The sequence below is a fragment of the Wenyingzhuangia sp. IMCC45467 genome (assembly GCF_054111205.1).
Window position 1 is genome coordinate 1,565,161 of record NZ_CM134196.1, and the last position, 13,047, is coordinate 1,578,207.

General features: G+C 30.7%; 13 protein-coding genes. 8 read left to right on the top strand and 5 right to left on the bottom strand.

The window, feature by feature from the left end; translation table 11 throughout:
• Positions 1 to 2: 2 nt before the first annotated feature.
• Positions 3 to 785, bottom strand: coding sequence for a polyphosphate kinase 2 (ppk2, locus tag ACXGQT_RS06640; RefSeq protein WP_457830620.1), 783 nt, complete (start codon positions 783 to 785; stop codon positions 3 to 5).
• A gap of 4 nt (positions 786 to 789) precedes the next feature.
• A complete protein-coding gene (ppk2, locus tag ACXGQT_RS06645) occupies positions 790 to 1,632 on the bottom strand; it encodes a polyphosphate kinase 2 (RefSeq protein ID WP_457830803.1) in 843 nt (280 codons plus the stop codon).
• A gap of 131 nt (positions 1,633 to 1,763) precedes the next feature.
• On the opposite strand from ppk2 (ACXGQT_RS06645), the gene ACXGQT_RS06650 reads away from it, so the two are divergent.
• Entirely contained in the window at positions 1,764 to 2,714 is a 951-nt protein-coding gene (locus tag ACXGQT_RS06650; protein ID WP_457830621.1) for a lipid A deacylase LpxR family protein, read from the top strand.
• A 180-nt stretch (positions 2,715 to 2,894) separates the two neighbouring features.
• Here the strand turns inward: ACXGQT_RS06650 and ACXGQT_RS06655 are convergent, their stop codons facing one another.
• Positions 2,895 to 4,115, bottom strand: coding sequence for a glycosyltransferase (locus ACXGQT_RS06655; protein ID WP_457830622.1), 1,221 nt, complete (start codon positions 4,113 to 4,115; stop codon positions 2,895 to 2,897).
• 64 nt (positions 4,116 to 4,179) lie between these two features.
• On the opposite strand from ACXGQT_RS06655, the gene ACXGQT_RS06660 reads away from it, so the two are divergent.
• From ACXGQT_RS06660 to ACXGQT_RS06675, 4 genes are all read left to right on the top strand, one after another.
• A complete protein-coding gene (locus tag ACXGQT_RS06660) occupies positions 4,180 to 5,280 on the top strand; it encodes a DNA alkylation repair protein (protein WP_457830623.1) in 1,101 nt (366 codons plus the stop codon).
• Positions 5,273 to 5,782: a hypothetical protein gene (locus ACXGQT_RS06665; RefSeq protein WP_457830624.1), complete on the top strand. Its 510-nt coding sequence runs from the start codon at positions 5,273 to 5,275 to the stop codon at positions 5,780 to 5,782. Before ACXGQT_RS06660 ends, ACXGQT_RS06665 begins: the two co-directional genes overlap by 8 nt.
• Positions 5,783 to 5,970: 188 nt before the next feature.
• Complete coding sequence (locus tag ACXGQT_RS06670) at positions 5,971 to 6,720, top strand: hypothetical protein (protein WP_457830625.1); 750 nt, start codon at positions 5,971 to 5,973, stop codon at positions 6,718 to 6,720.
• Positions 6,721 to 6,927: 207 nt separating this feature from the next.
• Positions 6,928 to 7,176, top strand: a complete 249-nt coding sequence (locus ACXGQT_RS06675; protein WP_457830626.1) for a hypothetical protein — start codon at positions 6,928 to 6,930, stop codon at positions 7,174 to 7,176.
• Positions 7,177 to 7,179: 3 nt separating this feature from the next.
• On the opposite strand, the gene ACXGQT_RS06680 is transcribed toward ACXGQT_RS06675, so the two are convergent.
• Positions 7,180 to 9,486, bottom strand: a complete 2,307-nt coding sequence (locus ACXGQT_RS06680; RefSeq protein WP_457830627.1) for a DNA topoisomerase 3 — start codon at positions 9,484 to 9,486, stop codon at positions 7,180 to 7,182.
• 126 nt (positions 9,487 to 9,612) lie between these two features.
• Between ACXGQT_RS06680 and ACXGQT_RS06685 the strand changes: the two genes are divergently transcribed.
• The 3 genes from ACXGQT_RS06685 to ACXGQT_RS06695 are packed head-to-tail and all read left to right on the top strand — an operon-like array spanning position 9,613 to position 12,303.
• Positions 9,613 to 10,764 (top strand): MFS transporter, encoded by a 1,152-nt coding sequence (locus tag ACXGQT_RS06685; protein ID WP_457830628.1) that lies wholly within the window; start codon positions 9,613 to 9,615, stop codon positions 10,762 to 10,764.
• A 35-nt stretch (positions 10,765 to 10,799) separates the two neighbouring features.
• Positions 10,800 to 11,744 carry a choice-of-anchor D domain-containing protein gene (locus ACXGQT_RS06690; RefSeq protein ID WP_457830629.1) on the top strand — a complete coding sequence of 315 codons (945 nt, stop codon included), beginning with the start codon at positions 10,800 to 10,802 and terminating at the stop codon, positions 11,742 to 11,744.
• Entirely contained in the window at positions 11,728 to 12,303 is a 576-nt protein-coding gene (locus tag ACXGQT_RS06695) for a hypothetical protein (RefSeq protein WP_457830630.1), read from the top strand. The genes ACXGQT_RS06690 and ACXGQT_RS06695 overlap by 17 nt, the downstream gene beginning before the upstream one ends.
• A 79-nt stretch (positions 12,304 to 12,382) precedes the next feature.
• Here the strand turns inward: ACXGQT_RS06695 and ACXGQT_RS06700 are convergent, their stop codons facing one another.
• Positions 12,383 to 13,012 (bottom strand): T9SS type A sorting domain-containing protein, encoded by a 630-nt coding sequence (locus tag ACXGQT_RS06700; protein WP_457830631.1) that lies wholly within the window; start codon positions 13,010 to 13,012, stop codon positions 12,383 to 12,385.
• Positions 13,013 to 13,047: the final 35 nt, after the last annotated feature.

Sequence of the window (13,047 nt, forward strand, 5' to 3'; positions counted from 1 at the left end):
TTTTATACCTCTCTGTTTTTATCGTAAGTAATTTTAGACAACAAATATTTAATAGCATTTACCCTGGCAAATGTTTTTCTGTTGGCTTTAATAATTTTCCAAGGGGCATAATCTGTATTGGTGTTTGTAAACATTACATTTTTATACTTGGTGTACTCATCCCAAAGTTCTTGAGCTTTTTCATCAACAGGAGTAATTTTCCATTGTTTTAAAGGGTTGTCTTTAATTTCTTCAAAACGTTTGGCTTGCTCATCTTTGGTAATTGACATGTATATTTTTACCAACTTAATCCCAGAAGAAGTAATCATACGTTCAAAATCGTTTACATTATTCATAAAACGAACATATTCTTCTTGAGTACAAAACCCATTTACAGGTTCTACCACAGCACGGTTATACCAGCTTCTATCAAAAAAAACAATTTCTCCTGCTTTGGGAAATTTGTTTATATATCGCTGAAAATACCATTGTGAACGCTCTTCATCTGTTGGTTTTGGCAAGGCTACAATTCTAAAGTGACGAGGATTGATACGCTCAGTCATTCTACGAATGGCTCCCCCTTTTCCAGCAGCATCTCTCCCTTCAAAAACTACAATTACACGTTGGTTCTTTTCAATCACCTCTTCGTGCATTTTTATCAACTCTTTTTGTAGTCTCTTTAAGGATTTAATATAGTTAATACTCCTTATTGCTTTCTGAATATTCACTTCTTTGTCTGTTAACAAAGCTTGTAATCCTTTTTTGGTATTCAGATTTTTTATATCTCTAGGTGTTATATTTTCCATGTAATTAATCTATTTGGTATGATGATCTAAAATAATGCATCACCACATTGGGATCTGGAAATAAATTTGCCACAGCATGTTCTTTTCCTTCATAATCAAACTTAGACAACACATATCTAATACTTTCTAATCTTGCCTCTTGCTTATCATTAGTTCTTACAATTACCCAAGGACTGTAAGTAGTATGTGTTTTGCTAAACATATGCTCTTTAAAAGTAGTGTATCTACTCCATAATTCTTGTCCTTTTTTATCTACTGGACTAAATTTCCATCTTTTTAAAGGATTTTCTTGTCTAGAATCAAAACGAGTTAACTGTTCACTTTTTGAAATTGACAACCAAAATTTGATAATAACCAAACCGTCTTCATACAACATATGTTCAAATTCTGGTACTTGAGCCATAAAAGTATTGTATTGATCATCGGTACAAAACCCCATTACAGGTTCTACCACTGCACGGTTATACCAACTTCTATCAAAAAAAACAATTTCTCCAGGATTAGGTAATTCTTTAATATATCTCATAAAATACCACTGTCCTTTTTCAATATCGGTAGGTTTGTTTAAAGCCACCAAACGTGAAGAACGTGGATTTAAATGTTCCATAAATCTACGGATGGCTCCACCTTTTCCTGCAGCATCTCTTCCTTCAAAAATAATAGCTACACGTTTGTTGTTCTTCTTAATCCACTGCTGTAGTTTAACCAATTCTATTTGCAACAACTTAAGCTCTTCTTCGTATTTAATTTTATTTAAAATATTAGAAACATCTATGTCTTTTTCTTCTAATTTACGTACCAAATCTGCCCTTGTGCTTACCGAAGACAAATCTTCTGCCGTAAGCATTTCTTTTTCACTCATATCTTTTAGGGATTTTTTTATCTTTATGCTGAGTAAATATACATATTCCACTGCTTTTAACATAGTTTAACAAGCCTAATAATTGCAGTTTTTAGGCAACTTTTGACAAGATATTCATGAATTTTAATAAATTATTCTTTCTATTATTTACGAGTATGTATATGTGTATAACAAACACCATAGCCCAAACTAAACACGAAACGGGATTAATTAACGATAATGACTTGTATGTTTCTTTTTATTTAGATGAGTATTACACCAATGGTCTAGAGCTGTTTTACAAAAAAGTAAGCAATACCAACAATACCATTTTTAATAAAAAAATAAGACAATTTACTCTTGGACAAAACATTTACAATCCGCAAGATAGTGATATGCCTCTTGTAAGATTTCAAGAAAGACCTTATGCAGGATATTTATATTTTAATTATTCTGAACATTTAATAAATTCTAAAAATATTTTAAGCTTAGGAGCTACTGTGGGGGTAACCAACACCAAATCTGGGGCAGAATGGGCACAAAATTTTATTCATCGTTTTTATGATATTGAGCCTTCCGAGGGATGGGAAACTCAAGTTACAGAAAAATATGCTGTTGGAGCTTTAGCCAATTACACACGTAGTCTTTTATACAAAGAAAACTTACCTATAGATTTAACTTGGACAAACAAAACTGTATTAAACACTGTTTTTACTAATATTTCTAGCGGATTGGCTATTAGAGTTAACTTTTTAAAGTCTGCTTTGGCTCCCATATCTAACACTACTTTTTTTGGAACTGCTTTACAAAACAACAATGAAAATTGGATAAAAGAAAGCTATTTTGGTATTAGATCCTTTGCTACCTATCAAATTCAGGATTTAACTGTTACTGGTGAGCTAGAAAAAAATCCTACCCAAAAACAATTCCATTTAGAACCGTGGACATGGCAAAATGACTTTGGTTTTTACTGGAACTTTAAACACCTTAATTTTAGTTATCATCTTATTTACAAAACTAGAAAAGTAAAAGAAATGAAAACCAAAATTACCCGATATGGAAGTATTCAAATTAGTTATAAATTCTAAGTGCTATAACTAATTTTCTTGCTGATTATTTTATCAATTCCTGTCAAATGGAGTAGCCATAATATATCAAAAAACAAGGTCAGTTTAAGTAGTGATCGCGTATCGAGAATAACGTCAGTTCGAGTAGCAATAGCGTATCAAGAATAATGTCAGTTCGAGTAGCGATAGCGTATCGAAAACCTAGAACTTATTTTTCTCGGCAATCCATTTAGACAAATACATAGTACTTTTTAACGTATGATGCTGCAACATACTTCCTATAAAATTCTGAGTTCTATATGTGTTTAAATTCAACACCAAATCTTGAAGTTTTTTAGAAAATTCTTTTTGAAATATTGATTTCTCAAACCTAGTCTTTAAAATCTCCTTTCCTTTATTACTTTCAATGTTCCACAGATAGTCATCTGTATATAAATTGACTGCTTTGGTAACAAAATCGTCCTCATCTTTGGCTACAGAATTCTCCATATTTAAATCACCAAACATACCTTCTGCCCCTATCTTGGTTGTTACAAAAGGAGTATTGTTTTGCATAGCATCAATCAACTTTCCTTTTAATCCTGCTCCAAAACGCATAGGTGCCAAACAAACTTTTACTTGCTGCATAACTTTATTTACATCTTTAGCCCTACCATGTACTAAAAACCTATCTTTTTCATTATTTAACTGAAAAACTTTATCTGTAGGGTAACCACCATAAATATGCAGTTTCGCTTTAGGCAATTGTTTTTTTATATGGGGCCAAAGTTGTTGTTTTAATTGTAAAACGGCATCCCAATTAGGAGCGTGAATAAAATTACCGATGAATAAAAAGTCTTGTCTTTCCTTAAATACGGGCTTAGGTAAATTATCTACTTCTACTAAAAACGGTAAATACCACAATAAAGTTTCAGGAATATGGTAAACTTCTTTTAGGTAATTCATTTCAAACTCAGAAATAGTTAAAGTGACATCACATCTATAAATACTCGCTATTTCTCTTTTAGCCTCTTCTGACTGAATTATTCCTTTGGGTAAATCAAATCCTTTTTTAATTGCTTCTTGTCTTGCTTTTCTTAAAAAATGTAAATCTTCAGAATCTAACATTTTAAGTGCATCAGGACAAATTTCTGACACCCTCCAACCAAATTGTTCCTCCATCATAAATCGATCAAACAAAACAACAGTAGGATTCAATTTTACTAAAAACTCATCAAAAGAAACATTATTGAGTTTTATTGCTTTTTCCGCAACATTTATAGTACTTAAATCAAAAGCAGTAGGTGGTTTTTGAGCAGGACTTGCAAAAGTGATTTGATACCCCTCCAAATTAAACTGTTCAATAATTTGTAACATTCTACTACCTGCAGCCGTTGCTGTAGGTTCTGGCCAAACATAACCAATAATTAAAAGTGATTGCATTTAACAAAAATATAGAATTGAATCCACAGCATATTCATTTGGTTTCTTTAAATTTATACCAAACATGGAACCTCTTAAAAACGCATACAATCAAAAATTTTTTAATGCCTTTTTAAATGCATTAGAAAAAATAATTCCAACTATTGACAAAACCGAATTTGTCAATAAAATTTTTATTCCTACATGGGATCAAATGGAATTAAAAGACAGAATGCATCACATTGCAATAACTTTACATGATTTTTTTAATACAGATTTTAGAATAGCCATTAATGAAATAAAATCGCTAATTCCTGTTTTACAAAAACATCAAATTCCTGGAGGTTATGAATATTTGTTTTTACCAGATTATGTGGAAACATACGGACAAAATTATTTGGTAGAAAGCATTGCTAGTTTTGAAACCATTACTCCTTATATTAGTTGTGAATTTGCTATTAGACCTTTTATTATAGCACACCCAAATTATGTAATGGCCAAAATGTTAGAATGGTCTTTTCATCCAAACCAACACATTCGTAGACTAGCTAGCGAAGGTTGTAGACCTCGTTTGCCTTGGGCAATGGCTTTACCAAAATTTAAAAAAGACCCTAGCAGTATTTTACCTATTTTAGAAAACTTACTGAATGACGAAATGCCTTATGTTCGTAAAAGTGTAGCCAATAATTTAAATGATATCTCTAAAGATCATCCTGAAATACTCATTGCCTTTACCCAAAAACACATTGGCGAAACCCATGGAACAGATTGGACTTTAAAACATGCTAATAGAAATTTGCTAAAACAAGCTGAGCCTAGAATTATGAAACTTTTTGGTTTTGGAAACACAGACCAAATTGATGTTCAAAATGTAAAATTAAATGCAACCAACATTCAACTTGGAGACTATTTACATTTTTCTTTTGATATGGTAAACAATAGTAATACTTCAACTTTAATTCGTTTAGAATACGCTATTTATTACCTTAAACAAAACGGAACTTTATCTAAAAAAGTCTTTAAAATTAGCGAAAAAAACTATCCGCCTTATAGTATTAATAAAATAAGACGTAAGCAACATTTTAAACCCATTACCACTCGTAAATACCACTTTGGAATCCATAAAATAGCCATTATTGCCAACGGAAAAGAGTTTGATCAATTAGCTTTTAATTTACATGAATAACCTAAATTTAGACAACATACTCTCTAATCGTTTAGACAAAGACTTTTTAATTCAATTATTTCAAGAACAAAAAGAAGTACATGCCAGTGCCATACAAGTTGCCTTAAGTAATAAGCAACCACAAGCTTGGAGAGCTACATGGATTTTAACACACTGTACCTCTAAAAACGACCCTCGTATCATACCTTATATTTCACATTTTATAGAAAAAATTTCCAAACAAAAAGACGGCCAACAAAGAGAAATCTTAAAAATTTTGGACAAAATGGAACTAGATGAAGAACAAGAAGGGAAACTTTTTGATATTTGTATGTCAATTTGGGAGAACCTAAACAAAGCTTCGGCCGCTAGATATTTAGCTTTTAAGTTTATTTACAAAACCTGTACAAAGTACCCAGACCTAAATGGAGAACTAGCTTTTATTAGTCAAAATCAATATATAGAAACCCTATCACCTGGCATTCAAAAAATTGTAAAAAGAATTATTAAAACAGGAAAATAATTGGGCGTTTCCCTTAAAAGGGTCGGGCTATCACTACTCGCTCTTGTTTTGCACTAAAACAAGTTTAGCACAAAACAAGGAGCTCAAACAAATCGTTCTATCCCTAACGCAACTGTAAAATAAAACACTAAATTTAAACCATATATTAGGCATTATTATTGTTTGATTATCAATATAAATTATCAGATATGAATCTATACAAAATTACCATCGTTTTACTTTTTAGCTTTATTTTTAATCTAAACTCTTTTGCTCAAGACAAGCTAAATCAATATGGATATATATTAATTCCTAAACAATTAGATATTCAAAAAAAACCAAACCAATACAACATCAATACCATATTAAAAGATTATTTAAACAAATATAATTTTACTGCTTTTGTTCAAGGAGACACAATTCCACAACATATAAAGCCATGTGATATGTTGAATGTAAATGCTGATAAATCTGGATTTTTAAGTACAAAAACAACCATTACATTTACAGACTGCTATGGAAACAATATATACACCTCTATAGAAGGTGTTAGTAGAATTAAAGAGTTTAAACCTGCTTACTACGAAGCTTTAAGAGAAGCATTAAAAGACCCTAATATCCAAGAACATCAATTTACTGTTTCTACTGCTAACACAGAAAATATTCCTATTAAAACTATTAAACTTGAACGTTATCCTATAACTAACAAAATAGCTTTTTCTTTAGAGTTTAAAGAAACTGTTTATACTTTTAAGAACACCAAAATAAAAGATGTATTTGTCGTTTTTAAAGAAAATCAAGAAATAGGAACTCTAAAAAAACAAAACGACCTGTATATATTAACAACCAAAAACCTCAATGGAACAGGTACTTTTGATGATTATGGTAACTTTACCTTAACAAGAATAAACCCAATAAATAAAGCAGAAATTACAGATATTATGGCTAGAGTGAATTAATCCAAGTAAAACATTTTTTAGAATTAACAAAGCCAACCAAAAACAACAATACAGAACAAAACACCTAAAACAAATAACATTTATCATATAAAAACCAATAAAGAATAAAATATTAGACTTTTTTTCTAAAAAAGAAGATTATTTTTTTGTTTGCTAAAATCCTATGCTTACATTTAAACCGATTTTTTATTCACACGTTAACTTTATATGAAAAATAAGCAATATAAACCTCAAGGACCAAGTAAAAAATTAATTATAACAGTAACTACTTTATGGGGTTTAGGACAAGTACTTTTAATTTACTTTTTTAAAGATTTATTAAAAAACAACTTGCTTAGTTTTGATTATTTATTATTGGATTTACTTATTATTTCTACAGCTATATTTATTTATAGATTAAACTATAACTACTTTAAAAAAACAAGATCTGCTTATGCACATGTGAGAAGGTATTAAATACTAACTATTCAATATTTTCCAAACCAAAGCTTTGGTGATTTCTTTACCTGCTGCTTTTTCTTTAATGGTAGCAAAATCAACTTTAAAATCACATCCTGATTTATATTCTGAACATCCATAAGCTGAACTTCCTTTTAACACAGTACCTTTTTTACATTTAGGACAGGTTAAAACATCAGGTACTTTGATTGTTTTAGAAGTTGCTTTTTTAGTCTTTAAGATCATCTGATAAGCATCATTAAAAATTACAGATCCATCCACAGTTCCTCCTTCCGATGTAAATCCTTTTAAATTTACCGTACTTCCTTTGCTAATCAATCGTAATAATTGATTGTCCGAAATTTTCTTGCCTTTAAATTCAAACGGTAAAATAAAATCACAGTTCTCGTTATACTTACTACAACCATAAGCTTTGCTCCCTTTTAACAAATGACCGTCTTTGCACTTAGGACAGGTAGAACCTATTACTCCTTTAACTTTCTTTTTAGCTGGACTTTCATCTTTTTTAGAAACAGGGTCTATTACTATAGGTTTATGATTGGATAGTCTTACTTCTACGACCAAATCATCAACCATTTTTTTCATATTTTTTATAAATGTTCCAGCATTGTAAGTTCCCTTTTCAATATCTTTTAACTGCTTTTCCCATTCTCCTGTTAACCTTGCAGATTTTAACAGTCTATTTTGTATGGTAGCAATTAACTGAATTCCCGTAGAGGTTGGCAATATCTGTTTTTTATTACGCTCTATATAAGTACGTTTAAATAACGTTTCTATTATACTAGCTCTTGTTGATGGTCTACCAATTCCATTTTCTTTCATTAAATCTCTTAACTCATCATCCTTCACTTGCTTTCCTGCTGTTTCCATAGCTCGTAACAAAGTAGCTTCGGTATATTGCTTTGGTGGTTTGGTTTCTTTTTCTAAAAATGATGGTTCATGAGGACCAGACTCTCCTTTTACAAAGGTGGGCATTATATTTTCCTCTTCTGTTTTTTTATTGGTTGTCTGATTTTGCTCTGGAGTTTTAAAAACCACTCTCCAACCTTCGGACAAAACTTCTTTACCTGTTGTTTTAAATCCTATTTTAGCAACCTCTGCCAAAACAGTAGTGTTTGACACATTACTATCTGGATAAAAAACAGCTATAAACCTACGGGTAATAATATCATACACCTTTTGAGCATTGGCATGTAAAGGAATTTCTACTCCTGTTGGAATGATTGCATGGTGATCTGTTACTTTTTTATCATTAAAAACCTTGGTTGACTTTTTAATCTTAGCTTCTGCCAAAACAGGCTCTGTTAAACTAGCGTACTTTGTTAGTTTAGATAAAATCCCTCTTACCTTTGGATACACATCATTAGGTAAAAAGGTGGTATCAACACGAGGGTATGTCACCACTTTTTGTTCGTATAAACCTTGAGTTAGCTTTAATGTTTCATCGGCAGTAAATCCAAATTTTTGATTACAATAAACTTGTAATCCTGTCAAATCAAAAAGTTTAGGAGCGTATTCTTTTCCTTTCTTTTTTTCTACTGATATAATTTCTAAAGGTTCATTCTTAATCAATTCCATGGTTTGTTCACCATCTTCTTTTTTTAAGTAACGTCCTTGTTCATTATTAAACACAGTGTCTATATAAGTGGTTTGAATTTCCCAATAAGGTTCTGGTTTAAAATTCTGAATTTCTAAAAACCTATTCACTACCATTGCTAGTGTTGGTGTTTGTACTCGTCCTACAGAAAGTACCTGTCTATCTCTACCATATTTTAAAGTATACAAACGAGTAGCATTCATACCCAACAACCAATCTCCTATTGCTCTAGAACTCCCAGCATAATATAAATTATCATATTTTTCTGCAGGCACCAATTTTTCAAAACCTTCTTTAATAGCCTCGGTTGTTAATGATGAAATCCACAAACGTTCTACTTTTCCTGTATAACCTGCTTGGTTAATTACCCAACGTTGAATTAATTCTCCTTCCGTTCCCGCATCGCCACAGTTTATAACCACATCTGCTTTATCAAACAAAAATTTAATGGTTCTAAATTGTTTTTGTACTCCTTTATCTTCCATCACCTTTACCTCAAACCTATCAGGAAGCATAGGCAAAGTATCTAAATTCCAGCTTTTCCAATGAGGTTTGTATTCGTGAGGAGCATAGAGTCCACATAAATGTCCAAAAGTCCAAGTAACTTGATAACCATTTCCTTCAAAATAGCCATCGCAACGAACATTAGCTCCTAACACAGTAGCTATTTCTTTGGCAACACTTGGCTTTTCGGCAATACAAACTTTCATTTTATTTTTTTAGGCAAATGATAAAACTTATTAGTCTAAGTAGGAAAACAAATATAAAAGAAACTTTTACTACTTTAGAAGAAAGATATCCACAGTTTACCGACTCTATTGTTATAACTTTATTTTATGAATAAAACCTTAGTATTAACTCTGATTGTTTTGAGTCAGTTTTTTGGAACATCTTTGTGGTTTAGTAGCAATGCCATTTTATCTGAAATTGCTAATGCTCATCATTTAGAAAGTACTAATTTACTTGCAAACCTTACCATTGCTACTCAATTAGGATTTATTATTGGTAGTTTGTTTTATGCCTTACTAAATGTAGCAGATCGTTTTTATGCCAATAATGTTTTTAGCTTAAGTATTTTCTTAGCTGCTATGGCTAATGCAGCTATTTTACTTCCTAATTTAAATTATTCGTCTGTATTTTTATTTAGGTTTACTACTGGCTTTTTTTTAGCTGGAGTTTATCCTGTGGGAATGAAAATTGCTGCTCATTTTTTTCCAAAAACGGTGAGCAATGCTTTGGGGGTACTGGTAGGGGCTTTGGTATTAGGAACTGCTCTACCTCATTTTACTGCTAGTTTAAACATCAACCTACCATGGTTTACTGTAATACTAACTAGCACTGGTTTAGCTGTTATTGGAGGAGTCTTAATGTTATTTTTAAAAACACCTCCTAAAGACCGTATTCAAAAAGTAAACCTAAAAATTATTCCTCTTTTGTTTAATCAAAAAGATTTTAAAGCTGCTAGTTATGGATATTTTGGTCATATGTGGGAACTATACACTTTTTGGGCTTTTGTACCTTTGTTGATTACTACTTATAAAACCAATCATCACATTGATTTAAATATTTCTTTATGGAGTTTTATTATTATAAGTTCCGGAGCTTTAGGTTGTGTCATTGCAGGAAAAATAGCCATTAAAAAAGACACTAAAAAAACGGTTAAAATAGCTTTAATTACATCTGCTTTTTGTTGCTTATTAAGTCCTCTAAGTTTCTTATTTTCTACAAATTTATTTATTATCTACTTAATTATTTGGGGGATTAGTGTAGTAGCAGACTCTCCTTTACTCTCTACTTTAATTAATAAAACCAGCATTAAAAACTACAACGGAACCGCTTTAACTATTTCTACAAGTATTGGTTTTTTTATTACTATTATTAGTATTTATCTTTTTAACTTTTTATTGAACTATTTTAGTATTGAATACGTATATAGCATATTAATTATAGGTCCATTAATTAGTATTTTTCATTTGAACAAAAAATGATTATCTTATATAATTGATTCTAATAAAACCATACCATGAAAAAAGCTATTCAACTACTATTATTTTTTACATTTATTTTCTTTAATTCTTGTGGTTCCGATGACACAGATGAAAACATAGAATCTACAATATCAATCAACACCTCTACTTCTTCCATGTCTTTTATAGACACTGAAGTCAACACTAGTAGTACGTTAACTTTTAATATTACCAATACAGGTAATACCTCCATAAACAACGCTAGTATTACAAATACTAATACTGTATTTTCTATAAACCCAAAAACTTTTTCTATATCAGAAAATCAATCTAAAACATTTACCATTACATTTACACCAAGCCAGTCACAAAATTATACAGATGTTTTTGTTTTAAAATTTGGAGAAACTACCTTGGCAAATGTAAATGTATCTGGTAACGGAATTATATCTACCCCAGTAACAAGTATAAATAGCAGTACATCTACTTTAAACTTTAATGATGTTACACTTAATAATAGTAAGCAATTGACTTTTACCATTACGAATAATGGAAATCAAAATATAAATTCTATTACTCTTGATAACAATTCTAATACATTTGTAACAAACCCAAGCACATTCTCTTTAAGTGTAGGAGCTACAAAAACTATTAATGTTAACTTTACTCCTACCCAACAACAAAGTTATAATGATATTATTAATGTTACCGTAGCAGCATCTACCATGGCTAGTATTAGTTTAACCGGAAATGGTGTTGAATCAGTTCCAACTACCTATAACAATCATATTAAATCTATTATGACAGGTAACTGTACCAATTGTCACGGAAATAATGGAGGCGTAAATGTAGAAACGTATCTACAAACTAAAGATGCATTTACCAACCATGGAGCTTTACAAGAAATTGAAAGTGGTAGAATGCCTCAAGGAGCTAGTAAACTATCTCAAGCCAAAATTGATTTAATAAAAAAATGGATTGCTGATGGATATCCTGAGTAAATATTTTAAGAATTTAAATAATCTTACAATAATATTATGCTTTTTTAGTACTTCTGTAGTATTTACTCAAGAACAAAACAAAGACAGCAATAATGTTGCAAGCCTTAAAATTGACAACAGTATTTTTATAAAGCCAAGACAAACCAAAGCCAAAGAAATTAATGATTTTGAAACTATTAAAAGAATGGTTGTTTCTTCTGCTTTTATAAAAGGCTATCATTATTCTTTTAACTTAAACCAGGTTGAAGATATTCTTCCTGTTAAACAAATTAACAACCTTTTACGTATTCCTAATAAATCACTATTTAACAGTAGCCTTTTTAAAAATACTAACACAGACATTCAGTTTAAAAGCTATGTAAACATGAATGGAGCAGCACAAATAATTACGTTTAAAGGAGTTTTTTTTAGTGATTACAATGGTAATTATACCTTGCAAATTAGCTATCGTTTAAGTCCAAACGATTACAACATTAACATTCCTAATTTAATTAAACAAGAGGTACAAAACGGCTTGGCTTTAAAACTAAAAATCAACTTAGAAAATGGGACTAAATAAAAAAACCACCTATTCTAGGTGGTTTTTCCGAAATTGAGAAAATTGATTAATTATTTGTAATAAACTTCCTTAAACTTATTTAATTTTTGATAAATTTTCTAGTAATCCTAACCCCTCCCTCTTCTACTACCAATACATACATACCGCTAGCCAAAGAACTTACATCTATAATATCTACCGCTTTATTAGACGTATAAACTGTAGCTCCAGAAACACTTAGAATAGAAACTCCAGTAGCTTCACTCGCATTGGTTATTGTTAAAATCCCCGCATTACAAGTAGCTGAAAATTCTGGTGAATTTTCTACGTTATTATTAGAAAGTGTTTCCTCTGTCATTTGTAGCGTAAAAGAATCTATCAAATTTGAATACGAACTACCAATAGCAGCTTTTTTCTTTAATGTAAAAACATAATCTCCTGCAACTGTTGGATTAATCGAATTGAAAACTTCGGCAAGATTTAATCCACTAATATTTACAACAGTTACTTCTTGAGTAAAATTATTGGTAGCCAAAGCCGGTACAGAAGTACACTCTAATTTAAATGTCCCTACAACTATTAAACTCGATTGAAATTTAAATCTCACGTCATTCCCTAACGGAGCTTCTACTGTAGATCCTTCTGTTGGTTCAACTGTTGTTGTTGTTTGAGCGAATGCTCCCATCATCCCTACTGTTAATAGTAGGGCTAAAAGTAATTTTTTTCTCATAGCATTTTAATTTTTACTTCTCAATTTCAATCTAA

Excerpts from the sequence above, each read along its gene's own strand:
- ppk2 (WP_457830803.1), bottom strand. The coding sequence starts at position 1,632 with ATGCTTACGGCAGAAGATTTGTCTTCGGTAAGCACAAGGGCAGATTTG.
- ACXGQT_RS06650 (WP_457830621.1), top strand. The coding sequence starts at position 1,764 with ATGAATTTTAATAAATTATTCTTTCTATTATTTACGAGTATGTATATG.
- ACXGQT_RS06700 (WP_457830631.1), bottom strand. The coding sequence starts at position 13,012 with ATGAGAAAAAAATTACTTTTAGCCCTACTATTAACAGTAGGGATGATG.
- ACXGQT_RS06695 (WP_457830630.1), top strand. The coding sequence starts at position 11,728 with ATGGATATCCTGAGTAAATATTTTAAGAATTTAAATAATCTTACAATA.
- ppk2 (WP_457830620.1), bottom strand. The coding sequence starts at position 785 with ATGGAAAATATAACACCTAGAGATATAAAAAATCTGAATACCAAAAAA.
- ACXGQT_RS06670 (WP_457830625.1), top strand. The coding sequence starts at position 5,971 with ATGAATCTATACAAAATTACCATCGTTTTACTTTTTAGCTTTATTTTT.
- ACXGQT_RS06655 (WP_457830622.1), bottom strand. The coding sequence starts at position 4,115 with ATGCAATCACTTTTAATTATTGGTTATGTTTGGCCAGAACCTACAGCA.
- ACXGQT_RS06675 (WP_457830626.1), top strand. The coding sequence starts at position 6,928 with ATGAAAAATAAGCAATATAAACCTCAAGGACCAAGTAAAAAATTAATT.
- ACXGQT_RS06680 (WP_457830627.1), bottom strand. The coding sequence starts at position 9,486 with ATGAAAGTTTGTATTGCCGAAAAGCCAAGTGTTGCCAAAGAAATAGCT.
- ACXGQT_RS06665 (WP_457830624.1), top strand. The coding sequence starts at position 5,273 with ATGAATAACCTAAATTTAGACAACATACTCTCTAATCGTTTAGACAAA.
- ACXGQT_RS06685 (WP_457830628.1), top strand. The coding sequence starts at position 9,613 with ATGAATAAAACCTTAGTATTAACTCTGATTGTTTTGAGTCAGTTTTTT.
- ACXGQT_RS06660 (WP_457830623.1), top strand. The coding sequence starts at position 4,180 with ATGGAACCTCTTAAAAACGCATACAATCAAAAATTTTTTAATGCCTTT.
- ACXGQT_RS06690 (WP_457830629.1), top strand. The coding sequence starts at position 10,800 with ATGAAAAAAGCTATTCAACTACTATTATTTTTTACATTTATTTTCTTT.